Source organism: Proteiniphilum sp., from assembly GCF_040307845.1.
Classification (GTDB): domain Bacteria; phylum Bacteroidota; class Bacteroidia; order Bacteroidales; family Dysgonomonadaceae; genus Proteiniphilum.
On the sequence record NZ_JAWRIS010000015.1, the window covers coordinates 74,726 to 93,491 of the forward strand.

An 18,766-nucleotide genomic window follows, 5' to 3' on the forward strand; every position below is an offset into this window, starting at 1 on the left:
GGAATGAACGACCGGATACGTGCTCTCCGTGAAGAGAGTATATCGACCCCGGCATCCCTTTCCATCGAACGGGCACTGATAGAAACGGCATTTTATCGCGAGAATGACGGTAAATACGCTATACCGGTAATGCGGGCGCTGAACTTCATGGAGATTTGCGAAAAGAAACAGATCTATATCGGAACCAATGAGCTGATTGTCGGCGAACGGGGGGAGAAACCCAGGGCCGTCTATACATTTCCCGAACTGACCTGCCATTCGGTGGAAGACCTGAATGTCCTGAATACCCGTGAACAGCAACGTTATGCGATCAGTGAAGAGGATATAGACACGTATCGTCGTGAAGTAATACCCTATTGGAGAGGGCGTTCACAACGCGACCGCATTTTTGACCATGTCCCTGACGAATGGAAAGCGGCTTATGAAGCCGGTCTCTTCACCGAATTTATGGAGCAGCGCGCACCCGGACATACTTGCATGGACGGGAAGATATACCGGAGAGGAATGCTCGATTTCAAAAGGGAGATCGAGGAGGAAATCGCCCAACTCGATTATACCACGGATCCCGAAGCACTCGACAAGGAAGACCAGTTGCGTGGTATGGCCATATCCTGCGACGCGATCATCCGTCTGGCAGAACGCCATGCCGGGAAAGCGGAAGAACTGGCTCGCAATGAAAAAGACCCGCAACGAATCGTTGAGTTGAACCGTATCGCCGAGGTCTGCCGGTGGGTACCGGCCCATGCCCCCCGTAACTTTTGGGAAGCCATCCAGATGTATTGGTTTGTTCACCTGGGAGTAATCACCGAACTGAACGGTTGGGATGCATTCAACCCCGGTCATTTCGACCAGCATCTGGCACCATTCTATAAAAATGATATTGAAAACGGTACCTTGACGCGAGAGGAGGCAAAAGAACTGCTCTGCTGCTTCTGGATCAAGGTGAACAACCAACCGGCTCCGCCCAAAGTGGGGATCACCGCCAACGAAAGCGGCACCTATAACGACTTTACCAATATCAATATCGGCGGCGTGAAACCGGACGGCTCAGACGGGGTGAACGATGTTTCCTACCTGATGCTCGAAGTGATAGAGGAGTTACATATCCTGCAACCGGGCAATTCGGTACATATCGCCTCAGTGACGCCGAACCGTTTCCTGCATGCTGCCATCAAGGTGATCCGCCAGGGACACGGATACCCGTCGGTGTTCAACCCCGATGTCTATATCCAGGAGATGTTGCGCTCCGGAAAATCGTTGCGTGATGCGCGCGAAGGAGGATGCAGCGGATGTATTGAAGTAGGCGCGTTCGGGAAAGAGGCTTACTTGTTGACCGGTTATCTGAATGTGCCAAAAATATTGGAAATCACGCTGTGCAACGGTGTCAATCCGGTGACCGGTAAGAAGGTGGGGGTCGAGACCGGTGATCCACGCGATTTCAAATCTTACGATGAACTATATCAGGCTTTTCATGCCCAATTGAAATATATCATCGACCTGAAGATAAGGGTCAATCATTATATCGACCGGATGTACGCCCGCTATTTTCCGGCTACGTTCCTTTCGGTGCTGATGGACGATTGTATCAAAAAAGGACGCGATTATTACAACGGCGGTCCACGTTATAATACCACCTATATCCAATGTACCGGCCTGGGAACAATAACCGATTCCCTCTCTTCCCTTAAAAAACATGTCTTCGAACTGAAAGATGTCAGGATGGACCAGTTGCTGTATGCTATTTCTGTCAATTTTGAGGGAGAAGAGGTGTTACGCCAGCGGATCATCAACCATACCCCTTTCTTCGGAAATGATGATGATTATGCCGATGATATCGCAGTAAAAATATACGACGATATGTTCGACCTGATCGATGGGCGACCGAACGGAAAACCGGGTGGTAAATACCATCTGAATATGTTGTCCACCACTTGCCATAATTATTTTGGCAATGTGATGGGCGCCATGCCCAATGGTCGTTTGGCCGGAAAAGCCATTTCCGATGGTACCTCTCCTTCTCATGGGTGCGATACGCATGGCCCTTCTGCCGTGATCCGCTCTTTGGGTAAACTGGACCAGATAAAATCGGGTGGTACGCTGTTGAACCTGCGTTTCCTGCCCAGCCTTTTGAGGCGCGATGAAGATGTGGACAAATTGGGAAACCTTATCCGGAGCTATTTTGCACAGGGAGGACACCATGTGCAATTCAATATTGTGGATACCGCTACATTGCTTGCTGCCCGCGACAATCCCGAAGAGTACAAAGACCTGTTGGTACGCATGGCGGGTTACAGCGATTATTTCAACGATATGCACGAGAACCTGAAACAGGAGATCATTGAGCGTACTGAAAACGAATCGTTCTAACAACATCCGTCCATGCCATTCCTCTTTGATATAAAACGGTATTCGATCAATGACGGGCCGGGAGTGCGGGTGACGGTCTTTTTCAAAGGCTGTCCGCTATCCTGCCGATGGTGCCATAATCCCGAAAGCATCTCTTTTAAGACCGAGAAGCTGTATAATAAAAGCAAATGCATCGGATGCGGATCATGCGTGTCGGTATGTCCTGAGAACGCCCTCACACTGACAAAAACGGATGGCATCGTTACCGATTTCGATAAATGTATCGTCTGCGGGAAATGTGCCGAAGTATGTCCCACCAGAGCTATCGAGATGAGTGGACGGAACTATTCCGAGGAAGAAGTGATGACAGCAGTGCTAAAAGAGACCAATATGATGGATTCGTCGGGTGGTGGAGTTACCTTCTCCGGTGGTGAGCCGCTGATGTATCCCGAAGCGTTGAAAAGCCTGCTGATCCGGTGCGGGGAGGAGGAGATTCATCGTGCCGTGGATACCTCGGGCAGTGTGAAATCATCGGTTATAGAAGATATCCTTTCCTATACCGATCTTTTTCTTTATGATCTGAAAGTGATGGATGCGCAAACCCACCGTAAATGGGTGGGAGCGGATAATGCGCTTATCCTGAAAAACCTCCGGTTGATTTCCGATCACGATAAAGAATTTCATATCCGGATTCCGTTGGTGGAGGGAGTCAATACCGATGATCGAAATATAACGGATACTATCTTTTTTCTGAATGGATTACAACGAAAACCGACTGTGGTGGGATTACTGCCTTATCACAATATCGCTTCGAAAAAATATGAGAAATTAGGTAAGGTCTATAACGAGGAGGGTATGTCTGAGCCGTCCAAAGAGAGAATGGCACAGATCCACTCGCTCTTTACAGAAAATGGCCTGAATACGGTTATTGGCGGTTAATACGCTAAATTATTATAACTCAACCTTCGTATATATGAAATGTAAACAACTAAAGGATAGATGTTCAGTTGGATTTATTGGATTTTTTAAATTTTAAAATATAAGCGCACGATATGATAGAAAATGCAGTGTCAAAACTTAAACAATCAATAAAATGAAATCTCTGTTTAGCTACTTTTTTTTCTTCCTGATTTTTGTGTCATCTGTGCCTGCACAAAGCATAGATAGTTTATACCAATTGGCGGATCGTTATCATGAACGGTTCACTTCAAAGTTTTACTATAATGGAACAAATATACGTGCTGTGAACGATTCGCATAGTTTTGTCTATACGACACAAACACCCAGGGGAAAAGAATTTTACATGATCGATCCTGAACAGAAAACACAAAAAAATGTATTTGATCAGGAGCGTCTGGCCACTTCCCTGTCAAAAATATTGGATAAAAAGATGGATGCCTATAATCTTCCATTTCAGCAATTCAGGTTTAGCAATCAGCAGGATTCCATCTTTTTCCGGGTGGATACAACCGATTATTATGCTGCATTGTCGGATTATAAAGTGGCAATGGCAAAAGAACAAAGTTGGCGAAGGGATATCTATTGGAGTACGATATTCAGGGAGGACTCCAAAGAGAAAGTCCCTTCTCCTGACGGGAAAAAAGAGGCCTATATTTCCGAAGGTAACCTTTGGATAAAGGACAGGGAGAGCGGTAAAAGCCAAAAATTAAGTGATGACGGCTCACCTTATGAATACTATTCATCGAATATCTACTGGTCGCCCGATTCCAGAAAGATTGTATCTTGCAAATACCGTCCCGGAGCGGATCGACAATTGACATTGGTCTCTTCTTCGCCGCAGGACCAACTGCAACCTAAAATCGAAACCCTTGATTATCTGAAACCGGGGGACGCGCTGCCTGTAAGACGGCCTGTCGCTTTTTTGCTTGATGAAGATAAAATAATTTCCTTTGATGTGCCTGAGGTAGAGTCTCAGTATGAGTTAAACAATATAAAATGGGATAAAAGCAGCGATTTCTTTACATTCGATTTTAATAAAAGAGGACATCAGCAGTTTATCATATATGCCGGGGATGTACATTCGGGAACGTTGCGTCCGGTGGTGAACGAAGAAAGCCCTACCTTTATTCATTATAATGGGGTGTACCAATATTGGTTTAAGGAGAGTGATGAGCTATTGTGGATTTCGGAACGTGACGGCTGGCGGCATATCTACCTGTATGACGTACCGTCAGGAAAGGTAAAAAAACAGCTGACTAAAGGAGAGTGGGTGGTGAAAACCGTGGTGAATGTGGATGAAAAAAGGAAGCAGGTCCTTTTCAAGGCGTGTGGTATGGATAAAGATGAAGATCCTTATCTGGAGAAATACTATACCTTGGATATGAACAACGGGAAGATAACGGCACTGACTCCCGAGAATGCCCAGCATAATGTGACTTTCACTAAAGATTACCGGTATATGTTTGATGTCTACTCAAGAGTGGATTTGGTGCCCACTATGGTGATACGTTCCGTTGTGGATGGAGGGAAAGTGGTGTATAAGCCCGAAATTCAACCAGACGTATCAAACGTGGTTGGTGCCGGATGGCGGATGCCGGAAGTCTTTTCAGCAAAAGGACGGGATGGTGAGACCGATATATGGGGGATGATCATTCGCCCGTCCAATTTCGATCCGACAAAAAAATATCCTGTCATCGAATATATCTATGCCGGACCCCATGATTCGCATGTACCCAAATCGTTTGCTGTAGAATACAGACCCAGCGCCCTGGCTGAGTTGGGATTTATTACGGTGATGATCGACGGGATGGGAACGGCAAACCGCTCCAAAGCTTTTCATGATGTATGCTGGAAAAATCTGAAAGATGCCGGCTTCCCCGACCGCATTGCCTGGATGAAAGCGGCTGCAGAGAAATATCCGGAAATGGATATCGATCGGGTAGGGATATATGGCGGATCTGCCGGAGGCCAAAATGCCATGGCGGCACTGTTGTTCCATCCTGATTTCTACAAGGTGGGCGTGGCCTCTTGTGGCTGTCATGATAACCGGATGGACAAGATCTGGTGGAACGAGCAGTGGATGGGATATCCCATTGGCAAACATTATGAAGAGTGTTCGAACGTGGTGAATGCACACCTCCTGAAAGGAAATTTAATGTTGATTCTCGGTGAACTGGATAATAATGTAGATCCGTCGAGCACATTACAGGTGGTGAATGAATTGATTAAACACGATAAAGAATTTGAGTTCGTGATGCTTCCAGGTGTCAGACATACTTCGGGGGAAAAATATGGTGAAAGAAAACGACGCGATTTTTTCATGAAACATCTTTGGGGTATGGATGCGCCGGAGTGGAATGTTGTGAAGAGTAAAGACTTTTAGAACCAAGAGTCAGAACCAAGACTTCGGGCTCACTAGAATAGTTTTTCAGTAGCCTGTTTTTTAAGTTTAGGTCTGATGGAGAATATTGTATACCTTTGTGTGAAATTTAGGTTATAAGCATCTATGGTAAAAGCAATATTCTTTGACATTGACGGTACTTTGGTCAGTTTCAACACACATCGGATACCCGATTCCGCCCGGAAAGCGATCGAGACGATCAGGAAAAAAGGAGTTAAAGTATTTATCGCCACCGGCAGGCACTTTTCCGTAATTAATAATCTCGACGATATGGAATTCGACGGATATATTACGATGAACGGCTGTTATTGTCTGCAGGGAACGGATAATGTGATATTCAAAAAAAGTATAGATCCGTCGGATGTCAATCATTTCATTGATTATTTACAGCAGGAAAGAGAGTTTCCCTGCCTCTTCGTGGAAGAGAATCGCCTTGCTTACAATTATATTGACGAAGAGGCGAAATTCCTGATGACTCTGCTCAAACAGGATTTACCGCAGATAGAGGAACTTGATTACTACCGTGATAAGGAACTATTCCAGTTGACCGCATTTTTCAAAGATTCGCAGGAAGAAGAAGTGATGAATCTGTTGCCGAATTGCTCTGCTATGCGCTGGTATCCCACTTTTGCCGATGTGATAGCGAAAGGGGTGGACAAAGGGGTTGGTATAGACCAATTCTGTAATTATTTTGGATTTTCATTGGACGAGACAATGGCTTTCGGTGACGGGGGGAATGATATCGAGATGCTTCGTCATGCCGGGATTGGTGTGGCAATGGGAAATGCGAAGGACGATGTCAAGCAGGCGGCAGATTATATAACCGATTCAGTCGATAATGACGGCGTCCTCAAAGCACTACAGCATTTTGGGTTGATATAGCATTTGTCGACGCAATTTCCGATCTTGTTTCGAACTTTGGAGAAAACTGGATAAGTTGTTCAATATCTAAAAGGAAGATTTGACTGTAATGCCTTCTCTATTTCGTCGCCTCTATGAGTGCTTCGAACAGTGGCAGGAATGTGCTGTCTCCTCCGGATACCAATCCTTCGGGATGGAATTGTACTCCTACAACGAATTGGTCACCCTCTTTTTCAATAGCCTCTACAATACCATCTTTCGCTCTTGCCGTGATCTTAAACCCTTTGGCGATATCCTTTACTGCCTGATGGTGAAAAGAGTTCACTGCTACCGACTCTCTGCCGAGTATTTTATGGAGTTTTGAGCTCTTATCAATATCGATAGTATGTGTTCCATAGCTGCTTGGGGCATTTTGAGAGTGCTTTACAAATGTGTCTTTCACCTGTGATGGGATGTCTTGATAAAGTGTCCCGCCGAAAGCGACATTCATAACTTGTTCTCCACGACATATACCCAATACAGGTAGTCCCTTTTCTACTGCCATTCTGATAAGAGTAATATCGAACTCATCCCTTCCCGGGGCAATACCACCCATGGCACGAACAGGCTCCTCGTTAAACCATTTTAGCGGGTCAATATCTTCCCCACCGGTCATGACAAGACCATCTATTACATCCAAAATACGCTCAAGCTCCACCTTATCGGAGGTTATAGGAATTACAAGAGGAACGCCCCCCGCTTTTTTGATCGAATGGATATAGGTAAGTGGAGCGGATGCGGAGTTTTCGCTGGCGACAGAGGATACACCGATAATAGGATTCTTCTGAGAATAAGCAGATATAACCATAAATATCAGCACAATGGATAGTAGGATTTTTCGTTTCATATTGCTACCGTTATTATTATTTATCACGTTGTTCCGGATGCCAAAGTTACGTATTTTTGTGACAACTTTTTATCGTTATTTCTTTGAAAAAGTGGTTGAAAATTTGCATACCATGAAAATCCATAGTATACTTGTGAGGTAATTCTAAACAACATACCACATCAATGGAACAGAATCCAAAAAATGATCTATCGCAGATCGTTGATATTCTTCGTTTTTTTAAACATATTTAAAATATCATTTTGAAAATGAAACGATTAAACATTTCAATCCTATTAGGAGTTGCGTTGCCATTTGTGGCAATGGCGCAGCAAGAAAGACAGTATCCCGAACGTGCGCCCATGAAACCGGAAATGAGCGAATATTGGCAACCGCAACCGCCGGTGGTCACGCCCGGAAAAATATGTGAACAGCCTATACCTGCACCTTCCGACGCTATCATTCTCTTCGACGGGAAAGACCTTTCGCAGTGGGAAAACAAAGATGGCAAGGCAGCGGGGTGGACGGTCGCTGACGGTGTTTTCACCGTAAAAAAAGGAACCGGTGATATCCGCACGAAACAAAAATTCAACGATTTCCAATTGCATATAGAATGGCGTATCCCCGAAGGAATAGAGGGTAAAAGCCAGGCACGTGGCAATAGCGGCGTGTTTTTGCAGGGAATGTACGAGATTCAGATTCTCGATTGCTACGAGAACGAAACCTATGTGAACGGCCAAACCGGGAGCGTTTACAAACAGACGCCACCGTTGGTGAATGCCATGCGAAAGCCCGGTGAATGGAATACGTATGATATCATTTACACGGCTCCTACATTCAAAAAAGACGGGAGTTATCGTACGCTTCCGCGGGTAACTGTGTTGCAAAACGGCGTTCTGCTGCAAAATAACACCACCATACTGGGGACGACCGAGTATATCGGTTTCCCGCAAGTGAAGGAACATGGCGCCGGTCCCATCTCCTTGCAAGACCATGGCGACCCGAGTGCGCCTATCAGTTTCCGGAATATTTGGATAAGGGAACTTTAAAGAAACTCTCTTTTTACGAGTGAAATTCTTTTACATTGGATAAGCAACTTGAAATAGAATGCCTGACAAATCTTTCTGAGGGGGACCATCGGTCGTACGAATTATTATTCCTTTCATATCACCCTAAGGTTTATCATTTTTTATATGGTTTTATAAAAAATGAGGAGGAAGCGTTTGATATGGCGCAAGAGATATTCTATAAAGTGTGGGTGAATCGTGAAATGATGGGAGAAGTCAGATCGTTCAAGGCTTATTTGTTTACCATGGCAAGGCATTTGATCTATAACCACTACGAGCATAACCTTGTAAAGGAAAAATATACACTCAGTCGGTTGGATCAGCCTGAGACGTATGAGCCGGAGCAGGATATGTTTGCCAAAGACCTTTCTCTATTAATTGACCTTGTGATCTCTCAGATGCCGGAGCAACGTCAGCGAATATTCAAAATGAGTCGGAAGGAAGGTTTTTCGAGTGATGAAATCGCCTCCCGTCTTAATATCAATAAACGAACGGTAGAAAACCATATTTCCAATGCTTTGAGTGATTTGAGAAAAGCGCTTCAACATGTTTCTTTTTTATTTTTCTAAAAAAAATGCACATTGGCTTGTGCGTTCTCCCCGGTTTTCCTGTCTACCTTAATATAGAGAATGAATCCGGCATGATTGAGATAATCTTTGAATAACTACCGGTTAAAGAATACAATAATATACAATGGATAAACACCATATCCGCATATTGATAACGCGTTTTTTTGAGAATGATTTCCCAAAAGAATCTGTGCTTAAATTTCAACAATGGTTTACCCGTGAAGAGGACAGCGCGGTAAAGACCGAGGTCCTGAATGAATTATGGGAGGGGGAAGAGGCAGAGGCCAATGCTTGCACTCTGCGGGCTTTGGACGAGATAAACAGGAGGATCGGTAAGGTTGGTAAGAATAAAAAAACAGTAACCTTGGCATTACCGCGGCGGTTGCTTCGGATCGCATCGATATTACTTTTGCCCGTTATAGGTGGATTACTTACCTATTGGATGATGCACACTGAATCGGATTCTATGGGTCAATCTACTCCAAAAACAGAAATAGTGGAACATATTGTTCCTGATGGGGAAATGAAACAGGTGCTTTTGCCTGACAGTTCTGAAGTATGGCTGAATGCCGGCTCCATGTTGTTATACTCCGATGACTTTTCCGGACCGAGCCGGAGCCTGTTCCTGAGCGGAGAGGCAACTTTCCAGGTTAAAAAAGACCCTGAACGGCCTTTTATCGTAAAAACCCAATATATGCAGGTAGAAGCCCTCGGCACCACATTCAACGTGAAATCTTATGTGGATGTGGGTACTATGGCTGTTACCCTGGAGGAAGGATCGGTAAGGGTAGATGTTATCGGAAAGGTGAATGCATCGGAAGTGATCAGTCCCAATGAGCAGTTAATCTATGACCATCGTCAGGGGAAAACATCCAGGTTGGAGGTTGATGCGCAACTTGTCTCCAGATGGAGAGAAGGATATTTGGTGTTTGAAGAAGCTTCTTTTGAAGAAATCATTCATACCATAGAGCGTCGTTTCAATGTTACTGTCTATTATGACGTAAGAAAATACGGCGGAGGACGATTTTCTGTCAAATATACCCCTTATGAGAATGTTCAGCAAGTGTTGACTGTTTTGGAAACATTGAATCCCGGATTGAAATGGACGGCAAATAATAATACTATTTATATAAGATGAAACGAGCATAATAATCATTATTATACAAGAACATGATTAAAAGCGAGTTCCATATGATACCTTTGAAAATGAAAGTTTTAATCATATGAGATAATTAAATCAAGCATAAAAAAAGGAGAGTTTTCCCATGAAAAAAAGAGCCGGGAAGCTTGAGTCGTAAAAAGCTCCCCGGGTTGAAATCGTTACTGTGCGATTCTCTAATATTACCTCTTTGATAATTTCTAACTTTGACATATCATCTTGTTCAATTCATTGAACAAATATATATACTGTCTAATGGACAAAACAAAAGGAGGAAATAATAGTTGTGTAATCAGAATTTCGATAAAATTACATTGGAGAAATATCCGGAAAATTGAACCGGTATCGAAATCGTCGATATCACTACATCGGTTTTGAGAATTGTTTGTCGGTGTGCAGCATCAGCTTGTCTAGCGATGCAGCTACATTTCGTACAAAGGGAGTAGCTTCGGGACGCACCCGGATACCTTCCTCATCCCGGTCGATCAGTCCGTCTTCCTCCAGTTCGGTTAAATTTTTCTCATTGTAGTTCAGCGTTGCTTTCACTTTTTCCGGGGTTGTCCGGAAAGATGTAGCGATCTCTTGCCAGCTGACGTAGTTATTACACATAAGCGAAGAAATAACCTCCCGGGTGATTTGCTCTTCCGGGTTTAATGCATAGCCCTTCAACACGGGCAATTCCTCTCTTTCAATCTGTGAGATATAGGTAGGGATATCTTTTGTGTTCTGGCTGTAAGAAGCGGCCAACTGGCTGATTCCCGTCACCCCGAAAGCATATACCTGTCCGGTAGTCCTCCGGGTGCAATATCCCTGGAAATTGCGGTGAAGCGTCTTTTCCTGTACCGCTGTATACAATTCATCTTCGGGCAATACGAAGTGATCTAATCCGATGGGCCGGTAGCCTGCTTCCTGCAGTAAACCGGAAGCAGTATGGAAGAGTTTTTCTTTTTCGGTAACCGTCGGTAGTCCTACTTCTTCCAGTTTTTTTTGTAACGGATTTACCCAGGGAACATGGGCGTAGGAGAAAGTCACGATCCGTTCGGGTTTTAGGTCGATGGCTTCCCGGATGGTTTCGGCGAATGACGCTTCGGTCTGCAATGGTAATCCGTAGATAAAATCAAGGTTCACAGATACCTTTTGCCTATGAAGCCGGACAATTATTTCACCTATTTCCAGCCGGGACGGTTTGCGGCGGGAAGCTTTTAATACCTCCCGGTTGAAATCCTGCACGCCGATGCTTATCCGGTTGAACCCGATCTCTGGTAACGTTGCCCAATATTCTTCTGTCATATATCCGGGATGGCATTCAATGGCGATTTCGGGATTTTCTATACAATCGAATTCATTAAAAATTAAGTCATTGATCTCTTTCAGCACCGTAAACGAATAGCTTGTCGGCGTACCTCCCCCGTAATGGATCTGCGATACTTTGTGGTCTTTTGAAAGCATAGGAAAGATCATTTGCATCTCTTTTTTTACCGCTTCCACGTATTTGGAGGCAGTGGTTTTGTCCGTCAGCAGGAAAGCATTACAACCGCAATAATAACACATCTGGAAACAAAAAGGCAGATGGATATAAATAGAGATATGGGACGGTTCCCTGTTGTTCGATTCAACCACGGCATGCCGGTGCTGTTCCGTGGTATATGCCGGGGAAAAGAAATTGGCGGGTGGATAACTCGTGTATCTGGGAACCGGGACACTATATTTATTTAAGATGTTTTGTTTCATTTGATTGAAAATTTAGAGCCATTCTATTAATTGACAATTGACAATGGATAATTGATAATGAATTGCAAATAGACATAGTCAAATTTTAACTTCTCAATTTCTCAATTTCTCAATTTCTCAACTTCTTCACTTTTAGTTTTTAGTTCTTAATTCTTAATTCTTAATTCTTTTTCCGATCTCAATCAATCTTCTTAGCCATATTAAAAATCGATTTCTCCCGAAAGATAATAACAATATAAATCAGCGAAAGTGCCGCGATGCCGATCTCGACCAGAAAAAGAGTGCCATATCCGAAACTCCCGGCTATCTTTCCTGAAAGTACCGCGATAATCATACTGCTCAGGTGGGTGATCACCGTCTGGATTGTGAAGTCGGTGCCTTCATACCCTTTCCGCACACAATCCATCGCAGTGGTATACACAATGATGGTGGACATCCCATAGCTTGCCCACAACAAGGTAATCCCTAAATGTAACGTGGATATATTGACGGGAAGGAAAGTTACCAGGCAATAAAAATAGACCGTCGTAACCAATGTCAGGCAGGCAAACAGGATACGTGAGGTGTTACGTCCGATCCGGCGCACGATAAATCCGGCACCCAATGAAGCCACACACCCAATAGACGATCCGATCACTCCCGACATGACACCGATTTCCTTCATATTATATCCGTAATCTACCAGCATCGGTTTGACCATTGCCAGAATGCCGATCAACCCCATATAATAGAGGAACAGAAAAGCAATTTGTTTCCAGATACCCTTTTGTTTAAAAAATCCCAGCAGGTCGTTCGGGCGTATTTTCTCTATTTTCTTTTCAGGAATGGGCTCTTCCATGTGTCTCTCCTTGAAGAAAATCAACGGGATAATGGAGATTACCGTAAAAAGGGCCAGGAAGGGTAGGAGCGTTTCCCAACCTAACCGGTTGTATATGAGCAGTAACAAGCCACCGCCGATCATGGCGCCTCCGAAGCTGCCCATCGATTGCATGCTGTTCACCATGCTTTTGTTTTTCCTGCTGAATGAAATAACCGCCAAAGCATCGGTGGCAATATCCTGGGTGGCGGACGCGATGAACGAACAGAAGATCAGTCCGATAATTAAAAGTGGCGTGACTTGAAAATCGAGGAATGAGACAGTGAGGATAATGGCGGCATAGATCATTTCCGAAGAGAAGATCCAGCGCTTGTAATGGCTTAACCGGGTGCTCGTGCGATCAATGAAAGGCGACCATAAAAATTTAAGGATCCATGGGAGTTTCAGGAATTGCAGCATGGCAATTAACTCCAGTGAAAAATTCTGCTGGCGCATAATCACAGGCAATACCGTCGAGAAGAAGCTCATCGGTATCGACTGTGCAATGTACAGGCAGAAAAAAGTAAACAGCTTACCTCCTTTTTGGACATTCATGCGATATTGAAAATTCATATGATGTGGTTAAAAAATCAATTGTATATCCGTTCCTATGGTGAAAGGCTTACCCCGTTGGGCAAATTCATGCCCCATCGACTCAAAGTAGTACGCGATATATGAACTGTCTGTTATATTCTTAGCCCAGAGGGACAGCGTCATCTTTTTGTGGTGGAACGATACTTTTCCGTTCAGCGTGTGATAAAAGGGTTGTTCCGCGACATTATTTTCACTCCAGAAAAGTTTACCAATACCGGTATATTCCATATTCAACACGATGCTTTCGAGATGCCTTGCTTTTATATTCAACGTGTAGTCTCCCGCCGCGCTAAAAGTATGGCGGGGCACCAACGGCAGGAAATTCCCTCCATAATCGATGTCTTTGCTTTCATCATACAGGTATTCCCGGAACTTCGCGTGGGTATATCCCCAATTGAACAGGACGTGCAGTTGGTCAACCGGACGGATATGCGATGTGATCTCTATCCCTTTGCTGACCGATTTTCCGGCATTCCTTAACTTGAAGCCTTGTTCGGTCGCTTTCTTTTGGGTTACCTGCTGATCCCGCCAATCGATATAGAATAAGCCTATCTCGGTCTGTAATCGATTTTCAAAAGCGTTTCCTTTCCATCCGATCTCGTATGTCCAGCTCTGTTCGGGTTTGAAAGTCCAATCCTCTTCACGGTCGGCTGTGGTATTAAATCCCCCGGCTTTATAACCATGGCTGAGGGAAAAGTAAGCCAGGTGGTGCTTGTTTGTCAGGTATTGTATGGAGAATTTGGGGGTCAGTTTCGAATAGGTATTCTTCTTATAGATGGGATTATTCACCTTTCCGTTAGTGCCGGTGGTTCTTGTCTGGTTTTCCATTTTTATTTTTTCCCAGTCATACCGCAAACCGAGTGTGATGGACAGCCCGTCTGTCAGCAGGTCGTTGAAAGTGGATTGATGATACACGGCAAAACCCGATGAAGGATTTTTTGTATCTGTGAGCATACCGTTTCCCGACTGGCGGTATTCAATATCGTTATCCTGGCTGTAATGCTGGTAAAAGCCGAACAGGCCCGTTTGCCATTGGTAAGGTGTATCTCTTAATGACCGGGCATTGATCTCCTGGGAAACCATTTTCTGCCGGTGAGAAAAAGTGACATAAATCTGGTCGTCCGGCATAAAATCCTGGTCAATTCCCTGTTCACCGTCGAAATATTGGAAGGACGATTGGGAGTCCAACTGATAATCCGCCGTGGTGTATTTAAGATGCAGGCCGTTGTTCGACATCTGGCGGCGGTAGTAGGAGCGTTCGTTATAATTGACCGCATCCGTTTTGTTGGTTTCCGCGTCATACAGTCCATAAGGGTATCCGTCCTGGTCGGAATACTCATAGGCCGTTGTCAGGTAAGCTACCCATTGCGGGTTGATCTGCCATCCCAAACGGATTCTCCCTGCCAGGGCATCCGATCCGTCCGCTTTTTTGCCGGTATAGAGGTTGTCGAAATATCCTCCCCGGTGCGAATAATTGGCTGAAACGATGTAACCCAGCGTATGGTTTATCTGTCCCACATGGGATGCTTCCGCCTTGTAATGGTTGTAATTCCCGACGGATGCACTGACGGTTGTTTCCTTATGCCGGAAAGGTGATTTCGTATATACATTGATGATCCCTCCCATCGTATTCCGACCGTAAATTGTACCCTGGGATCCTCTCAGCACCTCGATCTTTTCAATATCGCCGATATTGAAGTCATAGGAGGAGCGGTCGAAATAAGGGATTCCATCCACGTAAAGGCCGACGGACGGCGCATTGATCCGTGAACCTATGCCCCGTATATAGATGGGGGAAGTCAATCTGGAACCATAGTCGGGCATAAAGAAATTCGGGACAAAAGCGGATATCTCTTTTATATTCATGAAATTATGGTTTTGCAGCGTCTCTTTCGACAGGATGGTGGCGGAAACCGGCTGGATGGACAGATCCTTATTGGCCTTGAATGCCACAACTTCTATTTCATCGATAGCATACGTCAAGGTTGAATCTTTATCGATAAGCGGTTCGGAGGCCATGATCAAGGAGGAACCCAAATATAACGAAGTAATAAAAAAGAGATATCTGTTCACGGAGAATGTTTTAAAAAAACTGAACATCTAAAGGTTTCCGCTTTAGGTGCTCACTTATAAGTAAAAGTCCAGTAATATGATTTTCGCAGGCAAAGGTAAGGCGGAAAAACCTATTCTGCAATCACTATATGTAGTGATATTGATCTGTTTGAGGAAACCGTATCTTTTCCCTGTAAGGAAGATTTTCATTTCTCACACTTGGAAATATGAAATTTTTCATGTTATTTTGCCGCATGGAAACAAGCCGGAATCCCCCTTTTTTATATGATTGTATCGTTATCGGCGGAGGCATCAGCGGAATCACTTTCGCCCATAAGTTGCATCAACGGGGTGAAAAGGTCCTCTTGCTGGAGAAAGAACAGCGTCTCGGTGGACAGGTACAGACCCATGTATCTTCCTATGATCCGCATTTTTGGGCGGAGTTGGGAGCGCATACCTGCTATAATTCCTATACCCGTTTGTTATCGATGGTCACAGATCTGCGTATCGAACAATATGTCCAGCCTGTGGAAGGATATAAGTATATGCTTTATGCCGACGGGAAAATAAGTAACCCTATGAGCAAGGTATCGGTACCTTCTTTACTTATGCACGGTCCCCGTATTTTTTTTACTTCCAAGAGCGGAAAGACGGTACGGGATTATTTCAGGCCGATAGTCGGCTCCGGAAATTATGACCGACTGTTTTCAAACATGTTCCGGGCTGTGATCTCCCAGAATGCGGATAATTATCCGGGCGAACTCTTCCTGAAAGGACGAAAAGAGCGATTGAAGCAGTTTCCCCGGAAATTCACTTTTGAACAGGGGCTTTCCTCTTTATTGGAGCGTATTGTGCAGTCCAGTGGTTTTAATCATTTAATGGGTGAAGAAGTCTCTGAAGTGCAATATGTGGATCAAACCTATTCTGTTACCACCCGGAAAGGTGATTGCTTCCTGGGTAAACGCGTCGCGTTCGCTACTTCGCCACAAGTCGCATCTCACTTGTTGCACCGAATAGAACCGGCGATGGCAAAGCTACTGCAATCTATTCCCATAGTTGAATCGGGAACAGTGCACATAGTCGTTCCGAAAGACCGGTTGTCAGTGGAAAAGGTTGCCGGCATTATCCCTGTGACGGATGATTTCTTTTCGGCCGTATCCCGGGATGGCGTCGATCACCCTGGTTTGCGTGGTTTCTCTTTTCATTACGGGCAACCCATTCAGGATCGGGAACGCATATCCGGTCTTGCGTGCAGGGTGCTTGGGATTCGTCCGGAAGATATTGTGGAAACAAAGTTCACTTCACATCTGTTACCTTCATTGAGGATGCAACACCGGGGCATGGCGCAACAGATTGAAGATGTACGCTTGAATGATTCGGTTGTTATGCTTGGAAATTATTTCTATGGCCAATCGCTGGAAGACTGTGTGCACCGTTCATTTGACGAGTACAATCGGTTATATTTTTAATTTCCAGTACTGATCTAATTCTCTGAAACTGTATGATTCTTTTTTACAGATATTCAGATAGAACTCCCTTTCTTCTATGGTTTTGCACCTTGAAAAAATGGCTAAATTGTGCGACCAGCTAATTTCTCTCAAAAGTGTAATCCTACTTCTTCTATCAATGCTTTGATTTCACGGATAGTGATATTGTCTCGTTCGGATTTGTCATAGATATAGAGCAAATTGATTTCAACATCTTCTACATCAACGAAAATAGTAACGGTTATCACTCTTGCACCATGACTTTTTCCCCGCCCTTTGCTCCCAATAGTCATACGTACTTTGTGAATACCACTACCGAGATTTACTCCGGCATTAGGATTACGATAAAGCTCTTCCAATAGAACCGCATAGTCTTTTTTTATAGAATGATACTTTTTGTTTAGACGTTTCAGTTCACGTTCGAAAGGATAAGATGTATTAATTTTATAATTCATTAAGTAATTCCTCTGCTGTTTTTGGTTTTTGCCCGGTGCGTTTGCGCTCTTTAATCTCCAATAAGGCTTCGCGAATATTAGCCAGGATTTCCTCTTTGCCTATTGTTTCTTCCTCTTCAATCACTATTGTTGATTTCCGGGTAAGGGAGGCAGTTTCTATCAATGATTTCACCGTTTTTTCTAGTATTACAGGATTGTTAATGCTCATCAAAGCATTAATGCCGGCCAATTTGAGCGCGTTGACATCAATATTGTAACGGGCTTGGGGCTCAGATACATTATGCGCGTTTTTTTCTTTATGTTGTTTTCCTTTTTTCGTTTCCATTACTTCTTGTCTGTTAATTGATTAATATGGGTAAAGATATAATATTTTTACAAACTGGCAAAATATCATTCTCCCGTTTTGTTCTCCTAAACTTTTGGGCAGGGTGATTTTTATTTTCTGAGTGGCGAAGCTCATCATTCGAGAACAAGATATACTGGCATTCAAGTTATAATAGCTCAGGTTAAGGACAACTTGATGCTTCCCTTTCAATCGAACTGTTCGGAATTTCCGAACAGTTGCACTTTCTTCTAATTCCTGCTATTCGCTGATGGTGACAACATATTCCGCAAATCTTATTTCTTTTCCTGTAGCAACTTTTCTAATAACGTAATCTTTTCCCGCTCCTTTTCTAATAATTTCTCAAAAATTCTGCTATTTTATCTATCGGATTGTTAATGACTCTATCTCCTGCCACATAGCTGTATGCAGAACCTGAATTATTGTCAAGGTTGTTATTCTCAATAATCACTGTTACAGGGTCTTCTTCCAGTTCCTTGATTAAGTTGGGGCTACGTTCAACGCTTTAGCGAATTTTACGACCATGTCATCTTCGATAACTTTTTTCTTTTCATAAAAAGATACAAGAGCCTGACTGATTCCCATATCAGCAGCCAGAGCTTCCTGTTTAACGCCTAATGTATGACGATAACGCCTAATGGCATGGTCTTGATGCGTATTTTTTGATTTTTGCTCAACAGTTTCCATATTAATGCGATTTATTGGCTTTATATACTCTCATTAAAGATAAGCCAAATTTTTTGCATTTGATAAATACAAAACCAAAATTAATAAATACAAACCCTTTATATTCTTCATACTCCTTAGAACCTGTTTTGAATTTAGAATATTAATATAATATATTGAATATCAGTTGGTTGATTAGATGTTATTTCGTAGCTTTATGGTTACCAAGACATAAGTTATGAGTGATTATCCAACCAACCTCACTGATAAACAGTGGCAAGTTATAAAGAATATAGTAGAAACCAAAGAAAGGAAGCGAAAACATTCATTGCGGGAAATGATAAACGCTATGCT

At 43.7% G+C, this 18,766-nt stretch carries 16 protein-coding genes; 8 read left to right on the forward strand and 8 right to left on the reverse strand.

Features of this window, described 5'->3' with window-relative positions; all coding sequences use genetic code 11:
* The first annotated feature begins 3 nt into the window (after window positions 1-3).
* The 4 genes from hypD (at window position 4) to ABV001_RS03150 (ending at window position 6,589) form a co-directional block, all read left to right on the forward strand.
* The gene (hypD, locus tag ABV001_RS03135) at window positions 4-2,367 is read left to right on the forward strand and encodes a trans-4-hydroxy-L-proline dehydratase (protein ID WP_352421487.1); all 2,364 of its coding nucleotides are present in this window, start codon (window positions 4-6) and stop codon (window positions 2,365-2,367) included.
* 12 nt (window positions 2,368-2,379) lie between these two features.
* On the forward strand, window positions 2,380-3,285 hold the full coding sequence (locus ABV001_RS03140; protein ID WP_352421466.1) for a glycyl-radical enzyme activating protein: 906 nt from the start codon (window positions 2,380-2,382) through the stop codon (window positions 3,283-3,285).
* 154 nt (window positions 3,286-3,439) lie between these two features.
* A complete protein-coding gene (locus ABV001_RS03145; protein ID WP_352421467.1) occupies window positions 3,440-5,689 on the forward strand; it encodes a S9 family peptidase in 2,250 nt (749 codons plus the stop codon).
* A 123-nt stretch (window positions 5,690-5,812) separates the two neighbouring features.
* On the forward strand, window positions 5,813-6,589 hold the full coding sequence (locus ABV001_RS03150; protein ID WP_352421468.1) for a Cof-type HAD-IIB family hydrolase: 777 nt from the start codon (window positions 5,813-5,815) through the stop codon (window positions 6,587-6,589).
* A gap of 97 nt (window positions 6,590-6,686) precedes the next feature.
* Here the strand turns inward: ABV001_RS03150 and ABV001_RS03155 are convergent, their stop codons facing one another.
* Window positions 6,687-7,454: a gamma-glutamyl-gamma-aminobutyrate hydrolase family protein gene (locus tag ABV001_RS03155; protein ID WP_352421469.1), complete on the reverse strand. Its 768-nt coding sequence runs from the start codon at window positions 7,452-7,454 to the stop codon at window positions 6,687-6,689.
* Between the two features lie 302 nt (window positions 7,455-7,756).
* On the opposite strand from ABV001_RS03155, the gene ABV001_RS03160 reads away from it, so the two are divergent.
* The 3 genes from ABV001_RS03160 to ABV001_RS03170 all read left to right on the forward strand — a co-directional run bounded on the left by ABV001_RS03160 (window position 7,757) and on the right by ABV001_RS03170 (window position 10,207).
* Window positions 7,757-8,482: a 3-keto-disaccharide hydrolase gene (locus ABV001_RS03160; RefSeq protein ID WP_352421488.1), complete on the forward strand. Its 726-nt coding sequence runs from the start codon at window positions 7,757-7,759 to the stop codon at window positions 8,480-8,482.
* Between the two features lie 35 nt (window positions 8,483-8,517).
* Complete coding sequence (locus ABV001_RS03165; protein WP_352421470.1) at window positions 8,518-9,069, forward strand: RNA polymerase sigma-70 factor; 552 nt, start codon at window positions 8,518-8,520, stop codon at window positions 9,067-9,069.
* 124 nt (window positions 9,070-9,193) lie between these two features.
* Window positions 9,194-10,207: a FecR family protein gene (locus ABV001_RS03170; RefSeq protein WP_352421471.1), complete on the forward strand. Its 1,014-nt coding sequence runs from the start codon at window positions 9,194-9,196 to the stop codon at window positions 10,205-10,207.
* Window positions 10,208-10,591: 384 nt separating this feature from the next.
* On the opposite strand, the gene hemN is transcribed toward ABV001_RS03170, so the two are convergent.
* The 3 genes from hemN to ABV001_RS03185 form a co-directional block, all read right to left on the reverse strand.
* Complete coding sequence (hemN, locus tag ABV001_RS03175; protein WP_352421472.1) at window positions 10,592-11,959, reverse strand: oxygen-independent coproporphyrinogen III oxidase; 1,368 nt, start codon at window positions 11,957-11,959, stop codon at window positions 10,592-10,594.
* Window positions 11,960-12,137: 178 nt separating this feature from the next.
* Window positions 12,138-13,370 (reverse strand): MFS transporter, encoded by a 1,233-nt coding sequence (locus ABV001_RS03180; protein ID WP_352421473.1) that lies wholly within the window; start codon window positions 13,368-13,370, stop codon window positions 12,138-12,140.
* A 27-nt stretch (window positions 13,371-13,397) separates the two neighbouring features.
* Entirely contained in the window at window positions 13,398-15,482 is a 2,085-nt protein-coding gene (locus ABV001_RS03185; RefSeq protein WP_352421474.1) for a TonB-dependent receptor, read from the reverse strand.
* Between the two features lie 233 nt (window positions 15,483-15,715).
* Here ABV001_RS03185 and ABV001_RS03190 point away from each other — a divergent pair, with 233 nt between their 5' ends.
* A complete protein-coding gene (locus ABV001_RS03190) occupies window positions 15,716-16,930 on the forward strand; it encodes an FAD-dependent oxidoreductase (protein ID WP_352421475.1) in 1,215 nt (404 codons plus the stop codon).
* On the opposite strand, the gene ABV001_RS03195 is transcribed toward ABV001_RS03190, so the two are convergent.
* The 4 genes from ABV001_RS03195 to ABV001_RS03210 form a co-directional block, all read right to left on the reverse strand.
* Window positions 16,919-17,062: a DUF1016 N-terminal domain-containing protein gene (locus ABV001_RS03195; RefSeq protein ID WP_352421476.1), complete on the reverse strand. Its 144-nt coding sequence runs from the start codon at window positions 17,060-17,062 to the stop codon at window positions 16,919-16,921. The genes ABV001_RS03190 and ABV001_RS03195 overlap by 12 nt on opposite strands.
* Window positions 17,059-17,403 carry a type II toxin-antitoxin system RelE/ParE family toxin gene (locus tag ABV001_RS03200; RefSeq protein WP_352421477.1) on the reverse strand — a complete coding sequence of 115 codons (345 nt, stop codon included), beginning with the start codon at window positions 17,401-17,403 and terminating at the stop codon, window positions 17,059-17,061. The genes ABV001_RS03195 and ABV001_RS03200 overlap by 4 nt, the downstream gene beginning before the upstream one ends.
* The gene (locus ABV001_RS03205; protein WP_352421478.1) at window positions 17,393-17,728 is read right to left on the reverse strand and encodes a hypothetical protein; all 336 of its coding nucleotides are present in this window, start codon (window positions 17,726-17,728) and stop codon (window positions 17,393-17,395) included. The genes ABV001_RS03200 and ABV001_RS03205 overlap by 11 nt, the downstream gene beginning before the upstream one ends.
* 498 nt (window positions 17,729-18,226) lie before the next feature.
* Window positions 18,227-18,433 (reverse strand): helix-turn-helix domain-containing protein, encoded by a 207-nt coding sequence (locus ABV001_RS03210; RefSeq protein ID WP_352421479.1) that lies wholly within the window; start codon window positions 18,431-18,433, stop codon window positions 18,227-18,229.
* Window positions 18,434-18,766: the final 333 nt, after the last annotated feature.